18 protein-coding genes are annotated in these 20,435 nt (G+C 61.0%); 8 read left to right on the top strand and 10 right to left on the bottom strand.

The window, feature by feature from the left end; translation table 11 throughout:
• Positions 1–329: 329 nt before the first annotated feature.
• From HPY58_10575 to HPY58_10560, 4 genes are read right to left on the bottom strand one after another with little or no spacing between them, the layout of a single operon-like run.
• Positions 330–1,031 carry a molecular chaperone TorD family protein gene (locus HPY58_10575; protein NPV30070.1) on the bottom strand — a complete coding sequence of 234 codons (702 nt, stop codon included), beginning with the start codon at positions 1,029–1,031 and terminating at the stop codon, positions 330–332.
• Positions 1,032–1,074: 43 nt separating this feature from the next.
• On the bottom strand, positions 1,075–1,935 hold the full coding sequence (locus HPY58_10570; protein ID NPV30069.1) for a hypothetical protein: 861 nt from the start codon (positions 1,933–1,935) through the stop codon (positions 1,075–1,077).
• Positions 1,936–1,950: 15 nt separating this feature from the next.
• On the bottom strand, positions 1,951–2,676 hold the full coding sequence (locus HPY58_10565; protein NPV30068.1) for a 4Fe-4S dicluster domain-containing protein: 726 nt from the start codon (positions 2,674–2,676) through the stop codon (positions 1,951–1,953).
• Between the two features lie 14 nt (positions 2,677–2,690).
• Entirely contained in the window at positions 2,691–5,276 is a 2,586-nt protein-coding gene (locus tag HPY58_10560; protein NPV30067.1) for a molybdopterin-dependent oxidoreductase, read from the bottom strand.
• A gap of 586 nt (positions 5,277–5,862) precedes the next feature.
• Here HPY58_10560 and HPY58_10555 point away from each other — a divergent pair.
• The 4 genes from HPY58_10555 to HPY58_10540 all read left to right on the top strand — a co-directional run bounded on the left by HPY58_10555 (position 5,863) and on the right by HPY58_10540 (position 10,229).
• Positions 5,863–6,285 carry an Rrf2 family transcriptional regulator gene (locus HPY58_10555; GenBank protein NPV30066.1) on the top strand — a complete coding sequence of 141 codons (423 nt, stop codon included), beginning with the start codon at positions 5,863–5,865 and terminating at the stop codon, positions 6,283–6,285.
• Between the two features lie 200 nt (positions 6,286–6,485).
• Positions 6,486–8,342, top strand: a complete 1,857-nt coding sequence (gene cooS, locus HPY58_10550; GenBank protein ID NPV30065.1) for an anaerobic carbon-monoxide dehydrogenase catalytic subunit — start codon at positions 6,486–6,488, stop codon at positions 8,340–8,342.
• 127 nt (positions 8,343–8,469) lie between these two features.
• Positions 8,470–8,988: a 4Fe-4S dicluster domain-containing protein gene (locus tag HPY58_10545; protein ID NPV30064.1), complete on the top strand. Its 519-nt coding sequence runs from the start codon at positions 8,470–8,472 to the stop codon at positions 8,986–8,988.
• Between the two features lie 5 nt (positions 8,989–8,993).
• Positions 8,994–10,229: an NAD(P)/FAD-dependent oxidoreductase gene (locus HPY58_10540; GenBank protein ID NPV30063.1), complete on the top strand. Its 1,236-nt coding sequence runs from the start codon at positions 8,994–8,996 to the stop codon at positions 10,227–10,229.
• A gap of 27 nt (positions 10,230–10,256) precedes the next feature.
• On the opposite strand, the gene HPY58_10535 is transcribed toward HPY58_10540, so the two are convergent.
• From HPY58_10535 to HPY58_10510, 6 genes are all read right to left on the bottom strand, one after another.
• Positions 10,257–10,556: a hypothetical protein gene (locus HPY58_10535; protein ID NPV30062.1), complete on the bottom strand. Its 300-nt coding sequence runs from the start codon at positions 10,554–10,556 to the stop codon at positions 10,257–10,259.
• Between the two features lie 338 nt (positions 10,557–10,894).
• Positions 10,895–13,357 (bottom strand): ATP-dependent Clp protease ATP-binding subunit, encoded by a 2,463-nt coding sequence (locus HPY58_10530; GenBank protein NPV30061.1) that lies wholly within the window; start codon positions 13,355–13,357, stop codon positions 10,895–10,897.
• A gap of 75 nt (positions 13,358–13,432) precedes the next feature.
• Positions 13,433–14,500, bottom strand: coding sequence for a protein arginine kinase (locus tag HPY58_10525; GenBank protein NPV30060.1), 1,068 nt, complete (start codon positions 14,498–14,500; stop codon positions 13,433–13,435).
• A gap of 16 nt (positions 14,501–14,516) precedes the next feature.
• Positions 14,517–15,017 (bottom strand): hypothetical protein, encoded by a 501-nt coding sequence (locus tag HPY58_10520; protein ID NPV30059.1) that lies wholly within the window; start codon positions 15,015–15,017, stop codon positions 14,517–14,519.
• Between the two features lie 51 nt (positions 15,018–15,068).
• Positions 15,069–15,515 (bottom strand): CtsR family transcriptional regulator, encoded by a 447-nt coding sequence (locus tag HPY58_10515; protein NPV30058.1) that lies wholly within the window; start codon positions 15,513–15,515, stop codon positions 15,069–15,071.
• A 150-nt stretch (positions 15,516–15,665) separates the two neighbouring features.
• Entirely contained in the window at positions 15,666–16,304 is a 639-nt protein-coding gene (locus HPY58_10510; GenBank protein ID NPV30057.1) for a histidine phosphatase family protein, read from the bottom strand.
• 251 nt (positions 16,305–16,555) lie between these two features.
• Between HPY58_10510 and HPY58_10505 the strand changes: the two genes are divergently transcribed.
• The 4 genes from HPY58_10505 (at position 16,556) to HPY58_10490 (ending at position 20,427) form a co-directional block, all read left to right on the top strand.
• Complete coding sequence (locus tag HPY58_10505) at positions 16,556–17,323, top strand: HesA/MoeB/ThiF family protein (protein NPV30056.1); 768 nt, start codon at positions 16,556–16,558, stop codon at positions 17,321–17,323.
• Between the two features lie 498 nt (positions 17,324–17,821).
• Positions 17,822–18,304 carry a 4Fe-4S dicluster domain-containing protein gene (locus HPY58_10500; protein NPV30055.1) on the top strand — a complete coding sequence of 161 codons (483 nt, stop codon included), beginning with the start codon at positions 17,822–17,824 and terminating at the stop codon, positions 18,302–18,304.
• A complete protein-coding gene (locus HPY58_10495; GenBank protein NPV30054.1) occupies positions 18,301–20,124 on the top strand; it encodes an aldehyde ferredoxin oxidoreductase family protein in 1,824 nt (607 codons plus the stop codon). The genes HPY58_10500 and HPY58_10495 overlap by 4 nt, the downstream gene beginning before the upstream one ends.
• Before the next feature lie 15 nt (positions 20,125–20,139).
• Positions 20,140–20,427: a MoaD/ThiS family protein gene (locus HPY58_10490; GenBank protein NPV30053.1), complete on the top strand. Its 288-nt coding sequence runs from the start codon at positions 20,140–20,142 to the stop codon at positions 20,425–20,427.
• Positions 20,428–20,435 lie beyond the last annotated feature (8 nt).

Raw genomic sequence — 20,435 nt, 5'->3', positions numbered from 1 at the left:
CGGTACACAGATTAAGGTATGTGGCGCCCATTTAATTTTGAGGCTCCCCTGAAAGTCGCCAGATACAACTCTCCCTCCTTTCTTATCTTGTTTTCTGGCGGCTTCTTTTTTAACGCTTACAAGAAAACTTAAACGAGCCTTGCTGAAGAGAAAAATAAAAAATGTTGTAAAAGTGTATGTTGGACATTACAATCCTCCAAGCCATTGTAGCTTGAGAGGGAATACAGCAGGTTGGCCTGGGCCGCTGGTCCACTCCTAGTGGCACACAGATTCCTTGTTACAAGCGATAGAGCCTTTGCATTCATGGGGCAGCCGGAACCGGCGACCGCTCAGCCGGGAACCGGGAGAAGACGCGTCTCCTCCCGGGCCAGGAAGTCCGCCAGGAGGCGCGCCACGCTCCGGTAAAAAGAGGTGCCTGCATGGGCCTTTAACCGCTCCGCAAAGCGCGCCCCAAATTCCCCCAGGTGCTGCCCCAGCACTTCCCGTTGCAGTCTCACGGCCTCCTTTTCCCTTTTCTCACCATCCTGCACCCCCGCAGCCACCGCCTCCTGAAAGCAAAGGTATGCCATGCACTCCAGTTCCAGGGCAATGTGGTCCGGGGGAAGCGTGAAGCCGGGCCGCAACCTGAGCCCGGCCTCGTGGTAAAGCCTGGCCACCTCAAAAGTGGATTCCTGCAAAAGCTTTCCTTCCCGGTACACTGATTCGAAGAGAGGAACAAGGCGCGGTTTCGAAGCAAAGGAAAGCCGGGTGTAGTCCTTCTGGAGCTCCAGAAGAAGCCTCCTTTCCCCGTCCCGATCCGTGAAAGAAGCCGTGTAATCTGCAATGGCACCAGCCTCCCCGGCCAGGCACTCCTCCCCGATCAACCCCGTCCCTGCCCATCGCAGTCTTGCCACAAACTCTCCTGCAACCAGTTCTGCCGCCAGGTCCTCGCCGGGGTAATCCAGCGCCCGGGCAAGGAGTCCGTAAACCACCGCGCGCCCCTCAGCAGGAACAGGGTGCTCCCGGGAGCCGCCCGCAAGTCCTTCTCCCATCGGTTTTCACACCTCCCCGTTAAGGCAGGGCTTCCAGACGGGCCTAAATCAAGAGCTGGCCCGCCTGGACCACCGCCAGGTTCAACAGGTAGGCCCCCAGCACCACCAGAACGATCTGGAGCAGCAGAACGCCCCCCTGTTCTCTGTTATTCCGGGAAAAGCCCAGCACCAGGGGAGCAATCACGCCCAGCACCAGTGCCGTCCAGAATTTTACTCCGGAGCCTCCCCCGAGCAGAAAGCGGGCGCTTTCCAGGATGACCAGGAGGTAAACCGGGGTGAGCACCAGCGCTGCCAGCAGCGCCCACCGGGTTAGCTCAGCAAGAATCCGGGAGGCCTCCCTGCTCCCGCACCGGGGAAGCAGGTCGCCAAAGAAAGAGGCATTGGGAAGATTCATCACCGCCGCAGCTGCCGCTACGGTAAGAGAGAGGGTGAGCAGGCTGAGGACCGGTGTGTGCCAGACGGGATTCACGGTATAGGCTACCAGGTAGAGGAGGCCGCCGTACCCGAGCCCTAAAATCAGGGCAGGTACGGCTCCTGCAGCTTCCACCAGGTAGCGCGGCCAGGTGCGAAGCCAGCCGGCAAGGTAACCCAGGGTCGCCAGCAGGCCAAAGGCAAGGGTGGCCAGCAGCACGGAGGTTTCCAGGGAGAGTGGAGATGCAGGCCACCGCCTGAAAACATTGAGGATATGCAGGATCCCCGTTTCCGAACCTGCGGGTTTCCCCAGATCCAGGAGCACGAAGAAACCGGCCAGGGCGAGAATCATCCAGCTAAAAATCACGGCGAACTTAGCTGCAGGCTCCAACTTCTCCCGGTACTTCCAGTCGAAGAAGACCCCCAGCAGGTAGAGGAAAGCCCCGATTCCGGCCGAGGTCATGAAAGCAGGCAAATACCACTTCCAAACCATTGCTTGCACCTCCTCTTAGCCTCGCAACTTCTGGTCACCGGACTCCATCCGGCTCCGGCGCTCACTATACTTCTTGAAACCCGCGTAGGCCAGCGCAGCCACGGCCGCGGCCCCGACTACAACGCCGCCGACGGTCTTAACTTCCCTGCTCCCTGCAGGATCCCGGGGCACCCTGGGGTAGCCAACGGCAAGGGGGTCTTCCTTTGTAAGAACAAACAGGCGCGTCCCCCCGTTTTCGGCGCGCCCGTAAAGGTGGAGCTTCTCCTCCGCGGCAATCTTTTCTGCGGCCGCCGCAAGGGTGTCAAATTCTCCAAACATCAGGGCGCCTGTGGGGCAGGCCTCCACGCAGGCGGGCTGAACCTTCCCTGTGCCCTGCACCTGAATCCTGTGGGCACACAGGCTGCACTTCACGATCTCTTTGCGGGCCTCATTCCACTGCGGAACGTGGAAAGGGCAGGCCGCGACACAGGACCTGCAGCCGATGCAGAGGCTTACATCATAGAGAACCGCCCCGTACCCGGTCCGGGCGAGGGCCCCTGTAGGGCAAACCGCAGCACAGGAAGGGTCCTTACAGTGCATGCACCTGTGATGATACATTCCCTCATCCCTGATCAGGACCGTGGTCCTGGCAATTCCCTGGGCTGCTGCACCATGGAGCCTGTTCTCCTGAATGCACTTGTAAAAACAGGTGTTGCAGCCGGTGCAGAACCTGGTGTCAATGAGAACCGCATATTCCGCCATCGTCTCTCACCCCTTCAGGCTTTCTTGATCCGGACATAGACATCTTCAACCCAACCCATCCCCGTCGGGTCGTGCTCCTTGACCACCCGGGGGTCCTTTTGGGGGATCAGGTCGCCGTCCCGGTATCCAAAGCCCTTCCCGTAGCGGAGCCACCTGGAGCGGTGTCCCAGCCCGTGAAAGAGGAGCACGCAGTCCTTTCTTCCAACCCGCTTCGAGAAGTGAACCTTTGCCTTCACCGGGCGGGGCACCTCCGCCAGGTACCTGGGGTTCGTTTCCAGCAGCACCCAGTCCCCTTCCTGCAGGCCCAGGGCGCGGCCGGCCTCGGGATGGACCCAGACACAGTCGATGTGGTTCTTAACCGCAAGCTCATTCAGGATAGGGTTGTTGATAAAGTTGGGGTCGGCGTGCATGTACCAGGGCGCCCGGGTCACCAGCAGGGAGAAGCGATACTCACCCTCGGGCTTTGACCAGCGCGGCGCCCATTTCGGCAGGGGATCGTGATCCACCTCCACAAACTCGTCAATGTAGAAGCGAACCCTCCCCTCCGGCCTGCCGTAGCCGATTTCCCTGAGGGTCTTCCAGTTCTCGTAGGGTTTCTGCTGGATCCAGATCCCCTTCTTTGCGGTCATGAACTCGTTCACGTCCTTCGCGATCCCCATCCCCTTGAGCGCGGCCTCCGAAGTGTTGGTAGAAATCATTTTTGCCGGATCCCCACTCCCATCCGTGGTCCAGTAATCGGGGGCAAGGGCAAGGCCGATCTGGGAGGCAATCTTTCCCCAGCCAATGACATCGCCAGGCGGCTGCTGCACCGCCTCTCCCCCTACAAGACAGGGGTACTTCGGGTAATACTGCCTGTTGTCCAGCTTCCCTTCCTCGAACTGGTGGGAAGCAGGAAGGACGTAGTCACACCAGTAGGCAAGGTCGTCCAGGTACAGGTTCCAGTCCACCACCAGGTCCATTTTCTCCAGCGCCTTCTCGACCATCTGGGGCTGGATCAGGGCGTGCAGGCCCCGGTGCGGGCTCCGGAAGAAGACCACCTTCACCTGGCCTCCTTTATAGAGACCGTAGCCAAGCATCCCGTAGTGGCCCGGCGCGGAGAAATCCTTTTCTTTGTAGAGGTTTTCGGTGACGGGGAACTCGTGCCGGAAATCCGGGCTCCTGGCAGGCTGGGAAGGAAACGGTTTTGCGGGAGGGTTTATCTCCTCAATCCAGGGGATCTTGACACCGTGCAGGAAGAGGACTCCCCCCTCGTGATCCAGAGCGCCGGTGAGGCCGTGCAAGATGTTGATGGCCTGCATAAGCCGCCAGCTGTTGGCATAGTTGGGGCCCGCAGCATCCCGTTTCAGGTTAGGAATGCACACCGTGGGCGCCGCCCCGGCAAACTCCCGCGCGATGCGGGCGATGGCCCCGGCGGGAACCTCGCTGATTCCCGCAGCCCACTCGGGAGTGCAGTCCTTAACCGCATTCTTCAAGAGCTGGAGCACCGGCCTGGCCGTCACGGTTTTCCCGCCGAACTCGAAGGTATAGGGACCCCCTTCAAAGGCGGGAGAGTCGCAGGCAGCCAGGGGTTCAGGCCTGTTGTGGGCCGTGCACCAAGCAATCCACCTGCCGTCCTCCCCGGCCAGGTGAAGCTTCGTCTCCCCGTCGATAAGAGCGGCGGCATCACTGAAGTTCTTCAGGAAGTCGACATTGTACAGCCTCTCATTCAGGATTACCCGGATCAGGGCCAGGGCAACAGCCAGGTCGGTACCGGGTTTGATGGGGTACCACTCGTCCGCGATGTAGTCGGCAATGGGTGTTTTCACGGGGTTGAAGGCAACGATCTTGGCGCCCTTTTTCTTTCCTTCGACGATATGGTTGAGAATCCCGGCCTTGCCGCACTTGGAAAAGGAGTCGAAGCCGAACCAGATCATGTATTTCGTGCCACTGTAGTCAAAACCCCAGATGGAGTGGGTTACGGTATAGGTGCTGGAATAATACCTGTTTGGAGGGTTTGTGATCATTAAAGAATTTATATAGTAGTGGGTGCCGAAACACTCGGTGCGCTGGTCGCTCCTCCTCACCCCCAGGGACTTGCAGAGGTAGTTCGTATAGGGGTCCCCAGGGGAGCAGAAAACCATTTCCTCCCTGCGGTATTTTTTCATGATGGAGATGATTTCCTTGACCGCCTGGGCGCTGGGGACGGCAACCCAGCCCGGGTCCTGGTCCGGGCCCTTTTGGGGATTGGTTCGCTTCAAAGCCACCAGCAGGCGGTCCGGGTTGTACAGGGAATCCACGAAGCCCAGTGCCTTGATGCAGTACCTGCCCCGGGAAACGGGGTCCTCGGGCCTCCCCTCAACTGTGAGGGCCCTTTCAAGGCCTGTGACCGGATCCACCCCCACAACGACGTTGTAGGCACAATCGCACTCACAGGCGCGGGCACAGACCTGGGGAACCTTCTTTTTCACCAGGTAAGGAGGCTGTTCCTGGGGGTGTGAACCGAACGGCGTTACGGCCTCCAGGTTGCGCAACGGGGGTGCAACGGAAAAAAGCGCGCCTGCTCCTGCCATTCCCGACAGCTTCAAGAACTCTCTCCGGGAAAACCTTTTTTCCTCGCTCACAAACACCACCCCACACCAAGGATTTTCTTAAAACACGCAAACCGAATCCTTTCGCCTACAGCTGCTTACCCGGTTTCTTTGGCCTCAGGTGGACGGTATCTACCTCCCTCCAAAATCAAAACCGCTCCCGGCGCACCACCTCCATCTCTAAAATTTTTTGAAAGACAATCGTATGGGAATTATAGATGCAGCTGGCAGGGATTACTCAGTTCTTCCTGCAGTGCGTGGGGAAGGAACTCACCGCAACGAGTGCAGCAAGCAGGTAGGGGGATGTGTAATGGGATTAAGGTAGTAAATTTTCTGTTACTTTGTTATTCGACGCCTTTCGACAAATTCCTGCCGGCATTGTAACGAAATTCACAAATTTTTTAAACAGCCCCGAGGGGCCCTGAACCCTTCTTTTCGGTGAAGGAGTAAAAAGTGAGAAAAAAACGGGGGCGGCTTGTGAAGGAGAAATTCAGAGCTAAAGATTGGAGCAAAGGAAAAGTGAGGCCAAAACGAACCCAGAAGACAGTTGACCTGGAAATTTTCCCTGCGCGATGATGGAATAAAACTAGACTAAAACAGTATACGATAGGATGCTGAAATGAGACTGAGTCAGGCTACAGATTACGCTTTCAGGGCAGTGCTCCATCTCTCGTCCCTCCCCCGGGGGCAGGTGGTAGAGGCGAAAACCATCGCAGAGGCCCAGCAGATCCCCATGCGCTTCCTGCTCAAGATCTTACGCCTCCTGACCCGCGCCGGGCTCACAGAGTCCTACCAGGGGATCAACGGCGGGTATGCCCTGGCCCGGCCGCCCGAGGAAATCACCATGCTGGACGTCATCGAGGCGGTGGAGGGGCCCATCAAGGTCAACCGGTGCCTGATCGCCCCGGAAGAGTGCAGCAGAAGGGCAGCCCCCCACTGCCCCGTACACCAGACCCTCGCCTCCATCCAGCAGGCAATTGCCGCGGAATTTAAGAGGCGGAACTTTGCAGATCTGTGCACCGGCCTCCGGAGGATGCAGTAAAAGCCGCAAAGGGTGAAGGCAGCCAACAAACAACGGCCGCCTGGCCGCACAGGGGAGGTGTCGCGCCGCTAACAGGCCGCCTTTTAAAGCACCCCTAACTATACTAAATTAGTATAGTTTTTGAATCTTGCCGGCAAAATGCAGAACCAGCCGGATAAAACCTAAATAAAAATCTTTTAATTCAAAGGAGGTCATCGACCGTGCCCCTTTTGTGTTCTGCTGATGAAAAACTGTGTGCCTTCCTGCAGGAAAAGGAAGATGTGGAAACCTCGTTCGACCGGGTTCCCGGTCAGGCGGTGAAGTGCGGGTTCGGCCTCCAGGGCGTCTGCTGCCGCCTCTGCTCCAACGGACCCTGCCGGATTACCCTGAAAGCGGCGCGGGGCATCTGTGGAGCAACGGCAGACACCATGGTGGCCCGGAACTTCCTGCGCGCCGTGGCGGCCGGGGCAGCCTGCTACCTGCATGTGGTGGAGAACGCGGCAAATGTTTTGAAAAACGCGGAGCCGCCCTTCCCGGGGGAGGCGGTCCTGGAAGAGCTTGCCTCCAGGTTCGGGCTCCAGGCGCAGGACCCCAGGGGGAAGGCAGGAGAACTGGCGAACCGCATCCTTGCCGATCTCTACCGGCCCCGCAGCGCAAAGATGGAGCTTGCGGAGAAGCTTTCCTGCGCCCCCCGCTTCAAGCGGTGGCAGGAGCTGGGAATCCTCCCCGGGGGAGCCAAGTCCGAGGTCTTTGACGCCCTGGTGAAAACCAGCACCAACCTCTCCAGCGATCCCGCAGACATGCTGCTTCACGCCCTGCGCCTCGGGATTGCCACCGGCCTCTACAGCCTGATGCTTACAAACAAGATCAACGACATCCTGGCAGGGGAACCGGAGCTCGGCACCGTCAGGGTCGGCTTCTCGGTGGTGGACCCGGAATTCATCAATATCATGGTGATCGGGCACCAGCACGCCCTGCTGGCCGCCCTGCAGCGGGAGTTGACCGCACCCCGGGCGGAGGAAAGCGCCCGACAGGCGGGGGCGCGCGGGTTCCGGATCGTAGGAGCCACCTGTGTAGGCCAGGACATGGAGGCAAGGTGTGCTCACGCCGGCGGAGTCTTTGCCGGCCATGCCGGGAACAACTTTACCAGCGAGCCGCTCCTGGCCACAGGCGGCATCGATCTGGTGGTGACGGAATTCAACTGCGCCCTCCCCGGCATCGAAGAAATCTGCGAAAAGTCCCGGGTCAGGCAGATCTGCATCGACGATGTGGCCAAAAAGCAGAACGCCGAATACCTGCCCTATGATTTCAAGAAGAGCCGGGAGACGGCCTGGAAAATCATTGAGGCTGCCGCGGAAAGCTACAGGAACCGGAGGAGCCAGGTGGCGGTCACGGTGCCGGAGCACGGCTGCGAGGGCTCCCTGGCCGGGGTGGGAGAGAAGTCCCTGAAAAAGTTCCTGGGCGGCAGCTATAAACCCCTCCTGGACCTGATCGCTACAGGCCGCATTCGGGGCCTCGCAGGGGTTGTGGGGTGCTCCAACCTGACCACAAAGGGGCACGATGTTTTCACCCTGGAACTCACCAGAGAGCTGATCAGGCGGGACATCCTGGTCCTCACGGCTGGCTGCACCAGCGGCGGGCTCGCCAACTGCGGGATGATGCTCCCGGAGGCGGCAGCGCAGGCCGGGGAGAACCTGCAGTCCGTCTGCAGCGAGCTGGGGATCCCGCCGGTCTTGAACTTCGGCCCCTGCCTGGCCATCGGCCGCCTGGAGGAGGTGGCAGCAGAACTGGCCGCAGCCCTCAAGGTGGACCTCCCGCAGCTCCCGCTGGCGGTCTCAGCGCCCCAGTGGCTGGAAGAGCAGGCGCTTGCCGACGGTGCCTTCGCCCTTGCCCTGGGCCTCCTGGTGCACCTGGGAAGCCCTCCTTTCACCGGTGGGAGCCGGCTGGTGACAGACATTCTGACCAGAGACCTGGAAGGGCTCACAGGCGGGAAGGTACTTGTAGAGGAGGAGCCTGTCCGGGCGGCAGAAGCGCTCTGCGACCACATCATGAAAAAGAGGGCGGCGCTGGGGATCTAGCCGCTCCAGAGGCCGGGAACCGGAAACCAGCCAAAATTCCAGCCCTCCGGCAGGCCGCGCACCGCCGGGGGGCTTTCCTGAAAATCCGGCGGGCAACCGCAAGCCCGCGACTTGGGGGGAATCAATGGTGAAGACTGTATTGGTTTACCTGGAAAAGTGCTACGGCTGCCTGACCTGCAGCCTGGCCTGCGGGGCAGCTCACTCCAGTTCCGGCACCATTACCGGGGCGATGCAGGAGGGGGTGCCGGGGCGGATCCTGGTGGAGGCAGCCGGAAAACAGCCGGTGCCCATCCTCTGCCGCCACTGCGAGGGTGCTCCCTGTGTCGGCGCCTGCATGACCGGGGCGATGCAGCAGGACTCCACAACCGGCCTGGTGAGCAACGAAGGGCATCCCCAGGCATGCGTGGGCTGCTGGATGTGCGTGATGGCCTGTCCCTATGGGGCGATCATCCAGGCGCCCGGTGCGCGCCTTGCCCTGAAATGCGACGGCTGCCCGGGCCGGGAAATACCGGCCTGCGTGGAATCCTGCCCCAACGGAGCACTGGCCTACGAGGAGGTCAACAGCTTCGCGGAGGCGCGGCGCCGGAGCCTGGCCGCCGGCCTTGTCGGGGGAACGGCACCGGAGGCCTGCGGCCAGGGAGGGTGATGAGAATGCGAAGGCGCTACGTAATCATCGGGAACAGCGCAGCCGGGATCAGCGCCGCCGAAACCCTGAGGAGGCTGGACGGAGACGGCCGGATCATCATGATTTCCGAAGAGCCCGGCCCCGCCTACTCCCGCTGCCTGCTCCCGGCGCTGCTGGCCGGGGAGAAAAGCGCGGCAGAGCTCTATATCAGGCCCGGCGACTTTTACAGGAAAAACCGGATCATCACTCTTTTCGGCAGGAAGGCAGTCGGAGTAGACTTCAGGCAGAAACAGGTGATTCTGGAGGACGGCGTCGGGATCGGTTATGACAGGCTCCTTATAGCCACCGGGAGCAGCACCGCCTTCCCGCCCGTTCCGGGGCTGGAGGGGCGCGGCCTCTTCGGCCTGAGGAACCTGAGCGATGCCAGGCAGATCCTCGCCCGCTGCGGGCAGGCGCTCCGGGTGACGATCCTGGGAGCCGGTCTGGTAGGGCTGGAGGCAGCCTCCGCCCTGGCCCGGCGCGGTCTGGAGGTCGCTGTTGTGGAGAAGGCGCCCCATATCCTCCCCCAGCAGTTCGATCCGGCGGCGGCAGGAATCCTGGCGCGCCTTCTGGAGGCCGCAGGAGTTCGCATCATCCCTGGTGCCGGGGTGCGGGAAGCGGCGGCGCCTTCTTCCCCGGGCAGGTGCTGGAAGCTGGTGCTGGACAACGGGACAACGCTGGAGGCGGAGCTGGTCATCGCCGCCACCGGGATCAGGCCCAATGTGGAGCTCGCCCGGGAGGGCGGGGTGAAAACCAACCGGGGGATCCTGGTGGACGACTGCATGCAGACCTCCCTCCCGGATGTTTACGCCGCAGGGGATGTGGCAGAAACAGCTGCGGGGCTGAACCCCACCTGGCCCAGCGCCACCGCCCAGGGAGCCGCCGCGGCCTCCGGCATGGCCGGGAGACCGCGGCCCTATGCGGGCCCCCGGGAAATGCAGAATGTGGTCCAGTTCGGCAGCACTCCGGCCCTCGCGCTGGGGATTACCAGCCCACCGGACGGCAGCTACGAGGTGTTTACCGTCCACCGGCCGCAGCAGAACCTCTACCGGAAGCTGGTCTTGAAAGACGGCGCCCTTGCCGGGGTGATCCTGGTGGGGGACATCGCCCAGGGCGGAATCCTGGCCGCCCTGATGCGCAAAAAAACGGATGTCCGGAAATTCCTGAAGCTCATTCTTAACGGCCGGCTCCACTTCGGCCACCTGCAGGGCGCCGTGGGCTGACCTCTTCAAACCCTTGCACTAAAAGCCTTACCTTCTATGTACCATGTCGCGCCACATGCCGCAGCGGTAGTTTTTGCAGACCGGGGGGCGCTTCTCCCAGGGGATGATGCAGCCGGTTTCGCTCAAATACTCGCAGGCATAGGGGTGGATCTTCTCCGCCAGCGGCTCAACCCCGTATTCTTCATGGTAGCCGCCGCCGTAGCGGCGCTTCCTGTCTCCGTGCAGCCGGGACCAGGTCAAATTGTAAGGAGGGCCGTAGACCAGACAGCATTTTCCGCCGCACTCGGCGCACAACTCCTCATTACGGTATTCCGGGAACACCAACATCAACTCCCTTCCCAAAGATGCCTCACAAAGATGCCTGACGGTTGACTGCCTATTCCCGGCGTTTGTCGCACACGAAATGCAGTGGTGTTTCCTCTGGCTGATCGCAGAATGCTTTGTTTTTAAAACCAAAGGCCGGCTGACTGAATGAGGGAAAGCCTGATCTTCTGACAAGGGGTTCTGCCTGAGGCTGCCTCTGCGGATTAAGAAAATAGTTGAGGGTAAACGCAACTCGAATCAGGAAAGCTGCCTGTCCCTATTATAAAAAAAGAAAAAACGGCCGGCAAGCCTTCCGGCCGCTTCAACCCCTGCAGGTGGAACAGGCCAGGTTGCAACCAGAATCAGGTGGCGGCAGGAGCGTCCACCCTTTTCAGGCTGAAGGTCAGCTCCTCCCCTTTGGCGTCCACAACGATCTCGTCGCCGGCCTTGAACTTCCCTTCCAGCATCTCCTCGGAGAGCCGGTCCTCGACCATCCGCTGGATCACCCGGCGCAGCGGGCGCGCCCCGTACATCGGGTCGTACCCCTTCCTGACCAGGAGCTCCTTCGCCGCCCCGGTGAACTCGAGGTAGAGGCCGTACTCCGCAATCCGCCTGCCCAGGTTCCTGAGCATCAATTCCACGATCTCCTTCATGTGCTCTTCGTTCAGAGCGTGGAACACGATGATTTCATCGATCCGGTTCAGAAACTCGGGCCTGAAGGTGCGCCGCAGCTCCTCGGTAACCCGCTCCTTCATCGCCTCGTAGTTCTCCTCCGCTTCCCTTGCCCCGGCCTTGAAGCCGAGCCGGCCCTCCCGCTTGATGAACTGGGCGCCGACGTTCGAGGTCATGATGATCACGGTGTTCCGGAAGTCAACGGTGCGCCCCTTGGCGTCCGTGAGGCGGCCGTCCTCGATCACCTGAAGGAGCACGTGGAAGACGTCGGGATGGGCCTTTTCGATCTCATCGAAGAGCACCACCGAGTAGGGGCGCCTTCTCACGGCCTCGGTGAGCTGCCCGGCCTCCTCGTACCCCACGTACCCCGGCGGGGCGCCGAGCAGGCGGGAAACCGTATGCTTCTCCATGTACTCGGACATGTCGAACCTGATCATCGCCTCTTCGTCGCCGAAGAGGGCCTCGGCCAGCGCCCGCGCCAGCTCCGTCTTTCCAACCCCGGTGGGGCCGAGGAAGATGAAGGAGCCGATGGGGCGCTTGGGGTCCTTGAGTCCGGCGCGCGCCCGCCGGATCGCCCGCGCAACTGCTCTCACCGCCTCGTCCTGGCCGATGACGCGCTGGTGCAGGATTTCCTCCATGCGGAGGAGCCGCTCCGTTTCCTCCTCCCTCAGTTTGCTCACGGGAATCCCGGTCCAGCTGGACACGATTTCGGCAATGTCCTCTTCGGTGACAATCGACTGGTCGAGCTCCTTGCGCTGCGCCCAGCTGTTCTTGATCTTTTCCAGCTCGGCCCGGACCTGCTGCTCCTGATCCCTCAGGGCGGCGGCCTTTTCGAACTCCTGGCTCACCACCGCCGCCTCCTTCTCCTTCTGCAGCTTCTCCAGTTTTTCCTCCAGCTCCTTCACATCTGGAGGCGCGGTGTAGGCCCGGAGGCGCACCCGCGAGGCGGCCTCATCCATCAGGTCAATGGCCTTGTCCGGCAGGAAGCGGTCGGTGATGTACCGGTCCGAGAGCCGGGCAGCCGCCTTAAGGGCGCTGTCGGTGATCTTCACCCTGTGGTGCGCCTCGTACCGGTCGCGCAGGCCCCGCAGGATCTCAATGGTTTCGTCCACCGTGGGCTCCCCAATTGTTACCGGCTGGAACCGCCGCTCGAGCGCCGCGTCCTTCTCGATGTGCTTCCGGTATTCATCCAGGGTCGTGGCCCCGATGCACTGGAGCTCCCCCCGCGCCAGCGCCGGCTTGAGGATGTTTGCGGCATCGATCGCCCCTTCGGCCGCCCCGGCGCCCACGAGGGTGTGAACCTCATCGATAAAGAGAATGATGTTTCCGGCGTTCCGGATCTCGTCGATCACTTTTTTGAGCCTTTCTTCGAACTCACCCCGGTACTTGGTCCCGGCGACAACGGCAGACATATCGAGGGTGACCACCCTCTTGTCCGCCAGGATCTCCGGCACCTTTCCCTCCACGATCCGCTGGGCGAGCCCCTCTGCGATTGCCGTTTTCCCGACACCAGGCTCGCCGATGAGAACGGGGTTGTTTTTCGTACGGCGGCTCAAAACCTGGATCACCCGCTCGATTTCCCGGTCGCGCCCGACCACAGGATCGAGCTTCCCCTCCCGGGCAAGCTGGGTCAGATCCCGCCCCAGGTCGTCGAGGGTCGGAGTCTGACTCCGCCCCCGCGCCATTCCGACATGGGGATGCCCCGGAGGCACGGGGCCGATCCCGCCCAGCAACATCAAAACCTGGCGCCTTACCTTATCGAGGCTCAGGCCCTGGCTGATCAGAATCCGGGCCGCCACTCCCTCTCCTTCCCGGATCAGCCCAAGCAGGATGTGCTCGGTTCCCACGTAGCTGACGCCCTGCCGGCGCCCTTCCTCGTGGGCGAGTTCGAGCACCTTTTTGGCGCGGGGAGTAAGGCCGACCTCCTCCCCGGGCCTGGTCTCTCCCGGCGCCACAACCTTCTCAACTTCCTCCCGCAGCTTCTGGAGGTCAACCCCAAGGGTCTGGAGGGCCTTCGCCGCAATCCCTTCGCCTTCCCTGAGCAAACCCAGCAGCAGGTGCTCTGTCCCCACCGCCGGATGCTTCAATCTCCGCGCCTCTTCCTGCGCCAGCAAGAAAACCTTCTGTGCCCTTTCCGTAAACCTTCCAAACATCAGGGCAAGCCACCTCCTGATTTGAAATATCCTCGCGCCGCCGGATCAAACTTCCAAAAACTTTTTGCGAGGTGTTTATGTTCTCGCCAGGGCCTCCCGGATGATCGCCGCCCGCATGAGATCGCGGTTAAAGGCATCCATCTCTCTTCCCGCCATCTTCTGAAGAAAGGCGGGCCGCGTCCGCACCAGGAGTTCATTCAGGGTTCTGTTGTCGAGGTTCCGCAGAAGCCCCAGGTCGAGGCCAAGGCGCAGGTTCGAGAGGAGGTCCATCGCCTCCTCCGAGCTGATGATGTAGGCATTGGTAAGGATCCCGTAGGAGCGGAGGATTCTGTCCTTGAGCTGGGCGCTCTTCTCCTTCTGCAGGCTCTCCCGCGCCAGCTCCTCCTGCTCGATGACCTGCTTGCTGACCGCCGTCAGATTCCCGTTTATTTCCTCCTCCCGCGGGCCGAGGGTGATCTGGTTGGAAATCTGGAAGAGGTTCCCCTTTGCCTCGGTTCCCTCCCCGTAGAGCCCCCGCACCACGAAACCCAGCTTTGCAAGGGTCGTGAAGACCCGGTTCGCCTGGTTCGTCATCACGAGGCCGGGAAGGTGCATCATCACCGAAGCCCGCAGGCCCGTCCCGACGTTGGTGGGGCAGCAGGTGAGATACCCGTACTGCTCGTCGTAAGCAAAGTCAAGCCTGCTCTCCAGGGCGTCGTCCACCTGGCTGGCCAGCTCCCAGGCAGCCTCCAGCTGGAGGGCCGGGAAGAGAACCTGGATCCGGAGATGATCCTCCTCGTTCACCATGATGCTCACTGCCTCGTCATCCCGCAAAACGAGCCCCCGCCCCTCTCCCTCATCCTGAGCGTGGTGGGGGCTGATCAGGTGCTTCTCCACCAGGATCTGCCTGTCCAGGGGAGACAGCGCCTCCAGCGCGGCAAAGGCAAAGGACCCCAGCTGCTGCCGGACCTCGGAGGCAGACAGCGCCCTCCGAACCCGGCTGAAGACCTCCCGCCCCTGCTCCGGAGACTGCAGGTGCGGGAAAGGATAGGCGGCGAGGTTCCTGGCCAGCCGGATGCGGCTGCTGATCACAATGTGGGCGTAAGGCCCCGCCCCTTCCATCCACCTGGCGTAGGCGGTATTGAGATGGTCCTGAATCGTCATGATCCTCTCTCCTGCGCTATTCAAGCTTCTGCTCCAGGGCGCGGATGCGATCCCTCAGTTCGGCCGCCCGCTCGTAGGCCTCGGCACGGATGGCTTTTTGCAGTTCTTCCCGCAGCCGCTCGATTTCCTGCCTGAACTTCAGCCTCCCGCCGGCCCGCCGGGGCACCTTCCCTCCGTGCCGGGTGCTTCCCTGGACCCTGCGAAAGAGCGGACCCAGCCACCTTTCGAAGGTCCGGTAGCACTCGCTGCACCCGAAACGCCCCACCTGACCGAACTGGGCGTAGGTGAGCTTGCACTTGGGGCACTGGGGGCTGGCAACCGGGGCCACCTCAAGCGGAGTGCCGTCCAGCAAACCCGCAAGAAACTTGTGGATCGAAAAATTCGGTTCGAAATTGAAAGGTATTTCGTGATGGCGCCGGGCGCACTCCTCACAGAGGTGGAGTTCTGTTTTTTTGTTGTTCTGGATTTTCGTGAGGTGCACCGTAGCCGGCCTCTTCTGGCATTCTTCGCAGTACATCTCCTTCACTCCCTTCCGGCCCCCGGCCGCGCCGCCGGACCAGCAGCTCTCCTACCTGAAGCCTCCTGCAGCGATAATCTCCCTGAGGATCTGGAGCTTGAGGTAATTCCAGTCATCACCCGAAACGCTCGTTTCGAGGGCCCGGAAAACGGTGTTCAAAAGGGCAAGCTCCCGGTCCGTTAACATCCCCTTCTCGGCCAGGAACTGCAGCGCATCCCGGAAATCCCTCCTCAGGGTCTCGACTTTTGCTTCACCCGGGCTCCCGGATGCCGACGCGGCATCCAGCCTGCAGATTCTGATGCAGCCGCCTCCACCCCGGCGGCTTTCCACGAGATAGCCGTGCCTGATGTCGAAACGGGTGTTAAGGACGTACGTAACCTGGGAGGGAACGCAGGCAAACTTTTCGGCAATCTCTTTCCGCCTGATTTCAACCCAGCCTCTGGGGCTCCGTCTCAGCAGCTCCTTGATGTAAGCCTCTATTGCCGTGACAAGACTCATTGCGCCTCCACCCGATCCAGAACTTCTTTGACTTTCTTTGACTTTTATTATAAGGCAAAAAGGAGGGAAGCGCGAACTGAAACCTGGTTTATTTTTTCCCAAAATTGCCGGTTATAGTCCTTTTTTATCGCATTTGCTTCAAAACTCAAACTAAAAATCAATCGTCTCCATTCCCTTATAAAAGGGTTTGATGTGGCAGGTGTCGTTGAGGCGGCAGATCACGAAGCCGTGCCGGTCGGAATACTCGAGCACGTTGACGGCGCAGGGGTCCTGCCTGATGTGCCAGAAGTGGGAGTTATCCAGGCCGAGAAGGGCGCACAGGACAACCTTCGTCACAACCCGGTGGCTGACGGCCACGACATTCTGCCCGTTGTGGCGGGCTGCGATCCGGTCCAGGGCCTCGAGGGCGCGCCTCCGGACATCCTCCAGGCTCTCCCCTTCTTCAAAGCGCACCTTGTGGGGCGCCGTGTTCCACAGGCGGTAAAGATCCACGTACTGTTCCTTAACCTCTTCGTGGGTAAGCCCCTGCCACTTCCCGTAGTCAAGATCGGTCAGGCCGTCTTCAACGATCACGGGGAGCCTGTGCGGCTCCGCAATGTAACGCGCCGTCTCCAGGGCGCGGCTCAGGGGGCTGGAATAAACGGCAGCAAGATTTAAGGCGCTGAGAATTGCCGCCGTCCGCCGCGCCTGCTCCACTCCGTGCTCGTTCAGCTTCACGTCAATCCGACCCCGGAAGATCTCGGCGCGGTTCCAGCTGGTCTCGCCGTGCCTCACCAGAAACAACCTCATCCCTTTCAAACCTCCAGTCTTCTCTGACAAACTCCCGCCCGCGCGTTAGATTTTTTCTCTCTTTTCACGAAAACTCCTTGTTTGATCCACATTTTATTCCAAAACCCATTCCTCATTTCAGGGGCTTCAGGGGCGCGAAAAATTTTGCCCATTGCCACCAGGGCGGCTTTTCGTGTTTAATTATCCTGAAGACATCTTTGATAGGGATACCCTTGAAAGCAATCCATCTGGAAGCCCGGAGGGATGAGGAAATGGCTTTAACCGAAGCGCAGCGGAATCGCTACCAGAGGCAGATCATCATGGAAGAGGTGGGCGAGGAAGGCCAGATGAGGCTTGCTGCAGGGAGGGTCCTGGTCGTTGGAGCGGGCGGCCTGGGATCTGCGGCCGCCTTTTACCTGGCGGCGGCAGGGGTGGGCACCCTGGGGATCATCGACGACGGGGAAGTCGAGCTTTCAAACCTGCAGCGCCAGATCCTGCACACCACCGGCAGGGTCGGGATGCCGAAGGCGGCTTCCGCCGGCCTCACCCTGAAGGCGCTGAACCCGGAAATCAAGATCAACACCCATCACATCAGGCTGGACAGGGCAAATGCCGCCGACCTGATCGGGCCGTACGACATCGTGGTCGGCGCCCTCGACAACTTCGAGACCCGCTACCTGGTGAACGAGACCTGCGTCAGGCTGGGGAAGCCCCTCGTGGAGGGAGGGGTGAGGGGCTTCAACGGCTTGCTCATGACGGTTCTGCCAGGCAGGGGGCCCTGCTACTGCTGCGTCTTTCCCCCGGCCGCGCCCGCCGGCAGCAAAGCCCCGGCTTCTGAGAAGCCCATCCCCGTCTTTGCCACCAGCCCCGGAGTGATCGGAACCCTCCAGGCCCACGAGGCCCTCAAGCTCCTGCTAAAGGTGGGAACTCCCCTCGCGGGCAGAATTCTCTTTTACGACGGCCTGACAGGCTCCTTTTACGAGCAGGAGGTGAGGCGGGCGCCCAGCTGCCCCTGCTGCGGTGATCTGAACCCGGCCTGAATTCTTTCGCCCAGGCGAAAAGCAGCTCACCCTGAACTCCTTTGGTATCCCCCCGATTTTGCCCAGAAAGATCGTTCGGTTTTTGACAAGTTCGCATTTTGCCCGGCCGCCGCGCCTGCCGGCGGAGATGTCCTGCCAAGCAGCCGGGAGTGTGCGGGAGGCTTCTCGTGAAATTTATCGCAAACCGGGGAAGGAAAGAGGGCCTCAATGTCGAATAAATATGGCGAAGGCAGCTTTCATTCACCCCTTCCCCGGAACTCTCTTCGCCTTGATCCCTCCTCCAATCATCCCCGGTTAATTCAAGAGATGCAAAAAGGCCTGAAGAGGTTCAAAGGCGCGGACCGGCCTGAAGCCTGAAACAAAGCATCAGCATTTGTGATTTCCGGTACAATGTTCTCAAGGGGACAGGCCCGGTCCTGAAGGGGGATGAAGGAGGCCACCAAGATCAAAGGAGGTGAGCATCCGGCCTGGAGTTCTGCTTCAGGGCCGGACGGGGGAATGGCAAAAGTTCTGATGCTGGATCCCGAAAAGTGCACAGCGTGTCGCACGTGCGAGCTCGCTTGCTCCTTCTTTCACGAAAAGGAATTTCGACCCAGCGCTTCCCGCATCAACGTCCTGACATGGGAATCTGACGGGATCTCGGTGCCGATGATGTGCCTGCAGTGCGACGCTGCAGCCTGTTTGAAGGTTTGCCCGTCGGGCGCTTTAAGCCGCAGCAAAGAAACGGGAGCGTTAACAGTAGACAACGAAAAGTGCCTTCGCTGCAAAATGTGCCTGAACGCCTGTCCTTTCGGCAACACAACCTACGACGCGGCCACAAACAAAATCCTCAAGTGCGACCTCTGCGGCGGCGACCCCCAGTGCGTCAAGTTCTGCCCTTCCGGTGCCGTAACCTACGTGGAGGCGACGAAGGGGACGCTGCTCAAAAAGAAAGCCTATGCGGAGAAATTTAAAGAACTACTTCGGGAGGTGAAGCAGTGATGTACGGCTGGGCAGGTCAAATCCTGCGGATCAACTTGAACAACAGGACGGCCAGCAAAGAACCCCTCGACCCGAAAGAGGCCAAAGACTTTCTGGGGGCGCGGGGTCTGGGGACGCGTCTGTGGATGAAAGAGGTCGATCCTGAAGGTGACCCGCTTGGTGAAAAAAATAACCTGATCTTCATGACCGGACCCCTGACGGGAACCCTGGCAACAAGCGCCAGCCGCTACAATGTTGTCTGCAAGTCCCCCCTGACCGGGGCGATCGCGGCCTCGAACTCCGGAGGGTACTGGGGCCCGGAACTGAAATTCGCCGGCTACGACGGGATCATCTTTGAGGGAAAAGCAGACAGGCCGGTATATGTATATATTAACGATGACCAGGTCGAGATCCGGGATGCCTCCCACCTCTGGGGCAGGAGCGTCAACGAAGCCACAGACATCATCCGGCAAGAGACGGACGATGCCGTTCGCGTTGCCTGCATCGGGCCCGCCGGTGAAAAACAGGTCAGGTTCGCCTGTATCGTAAACGACTACACCAGAGCGGCCGGCCGCTCGGGCGTGGGCGCCGTAATGGGCGCCAAGAACCTGAAGGCCGTAGCCGTAAAAGGGAGCGGCGGCGTCCGGGTCGCGGATCCGGAAGGCTTCATGGAAGCCCTTATGAGCGCCCGCGCCAGGGTGAAGGCGCACCCGGTTACCGGCCAGGGCCTCGGGCTCTACGGGACCGCGATCCTGGTGAACATTCTCGACCAGGCCGGCGCCTATCCGGTCCACAACTTCCGCGATTCCGGCACCTTCCCCGCCGCCGAAGCCACGAGCGGCGAGACCCTGAGAGAGAAGTTCCTGCTCAGGAACAAGGGGTGCATGGGCTGCAGTATCGGCTGCGGCCGGATTGTGAACGTACCCGAGGGGCCCTTCGCCGGGTTTGGAGAAGGCCCCGAATACGAGGCCGTCTGGGCTTACGGCGCCGACTGCGGCGTAGGGGACCTGGCGGCGATCATCAAGGCTAACAACCTCTGCAACGAACTCGGCCTCGACCCCATCACGATGGGGAGCACCATCGCCTGCGCCATGGAACTCTACGAAAACGGCGCAATCACCAGGGATGAGGTCGGGAGGGCGCTTGCTTTCGGGGACGCCGAAGCGATTGTGGAACTGACCAGGCTGACCGCCTGCCGCGAGGGCTTCGGAAACGAGCTGGCTGAAGGCTCCTTCCGCCTGGCCAGCAAGTACGGCCACCCCGAACTCTCGATGAGCGTCAAGAAGCAGGAACTCCCTGCCTACGACCCGCGCGGCGTCCAGGGCCTCGGCCTGAACTACGCCACCAGCAACCGGGGCGGCTGCCACGTCCGGGGGTACATGACCTCCCCGGAAATCCTGGGCATCCCCGAGAAGCTGGACAACCTCAGCACCAAGGACAAGGCGCAGTGGACGAAGACCTTCCAGGACCTCACCGCTGCCGTCGACTCGTCCGGCCTCTGCCTCTTCCTCACCTTCGCCATCGGGGCGCCGGAAATCGCGGCGCAGTTGACCGCAGCCACCGGCGTTGCATATACCGCAGATGACGTGGTCAGGGCGGGAGAGCGCATCTGGAACCTGGAGCGCCTCTTCAACCTGGCGAACGGGTTTACGAGAGGAGACGACACGCTGCCGCCGCGGCTGCTGAAGGAGCCGATCAGACACGGCCCGCTCAAGGGTTCAGTCCACAAGCTCGATGAAATGCTGGACGAATACTACCGGGTCCGCGGCTGGGACGCCGAAGGGAAGCCGACGGAAGCGAAGCTCCGGGAGCTTGGGCTTGAAGCCTGGCGCCAGCTGTAAGCCAGGGGTGATCCCGTGAAGGTGAAGTTTTTCGCCCTCCTGCGGGAGATTACGGGATTGAAAGAGACAGACGCCTTTCAGGGAGCCACAGTCCGGGAACTGCTGGAGAGCCTCTGCGCAAAATACGGAAGAAGGCTCGAGGAGTGGGTCTTTGCGCCCCGCGAGGCACAGGGTCCGCGCTCTTTAAGCGGGAACGTGATCATCCTCGTCAACGGGAGGGCGATCGAACACCTGGCCGGGCTGGAGACGCCCCTCAAAAAAACAGACGAAGTCGCAATTTTTCCCAAACTTGCCGGCGGTTGAAAAAGTCG

This window comes from Bacillota bacterium (assembly GCA_013177945.1).
Classification (GTDB): Bacteria; Bacillota; DSM-12270; order Thermacetogeniales; family Thermacetogeniaceae; genus Ch130.
Note: the sequence above shows the minus strand (reverse complement) of the source record. Positions and strands in the feature narration are given on the sequence as shown.

Bases quoted from the DNA above. Each gene is read 5' to 3' on its own strand.
- HPY58_10575 (NPV30070.1), bottom strand. From the start codon at position 1,031: ATGGGAGAAGGACTTGCGGGCGGCTCCCGGGAGCACCCTGTTCCTGCT.
- HPY58_10570 (NPV30069.1), bottom strand. From the start codon at position 1,935: ATGGTTTGGAAGTGGTATTTGCCTGCTTTCATGACCTCGGCCGGAATC.
- HPY58_10565 (NPV30068.1), bottom strand. From the start codon at position 2,676: ATGGCGGAATATGCGGTTCTCATTGACACCAGGTTCTGCACCGGCTGC.
- HPY58_10555 (NPV30066.1), top strand. From the start codon at position 5,863: ATGAGACTGAGTCAGGCTACAGATTACGCTTTCAGGGCAGTGCTCCAT.
- HPY58_10540 (NPV30063.1), top strand. From the start codon at position 8,994: ATGCGAAGGCGCTACGTAATCATCGGGAACAGCGCAGCCGGGATCAGC.
- HPY58_10535 (NPV30062.1), bottom strand. From the start codon at position 10,556: ATGTTGGTGTTCCCGGAATACCGTAATGAGGAGTTGTGCGCCGAGTGC.
- HPY58_10530 (NPV30061.1), bottom strand. From the start codon at position 13,357: ATGTTTGGAAGGTTTACGGAAAGGGCACAGAAGGTTTTCTTGCTGGCG.
- HPY58_10525 (NPV30060.1), bottom strand. From the start codon at position 14,500: ATGACGATTCAGGACCATCTCAATACCGCCTACGCCAGGTGGATGGAA.
- HPY58_10520 (NPV30059.1), bottom strand. From the start codon at position 15,017: ATGTACTGCGAAGAATGCCAGAAGAGGCCGGCTACGGTGCACCTCACG.
- HPY58_10515 (NPV30058.1), bottom strand. From the start codon at position 15,515: ATGAGTCTTGTCACGGCAATAGAGGCTTACATCAAGGAGCTGCTGAGA.
- HPY58_10510 (NPV30057.1), bottom strand. From the start codon at position 16,304: ATGAGGTTGTTTCTGGTGAGGCACGGCGAGACCAGCTGGAACCGCGCC.
- HPY58_10505 (NPV30056.1), top strand. From the start codon at position 16,556: ATGGCTTTAACCGAAGCGCAGCGGAATCGCTACCAGAGGCAGATCATC.
- HPY58_10500 (NPV30055.1), top strand. From the start codon at position 17,822: ATGGCAAAAGTTCTGATGCTGGATCCCGAAAAGTGCACAGCGTGTCGC.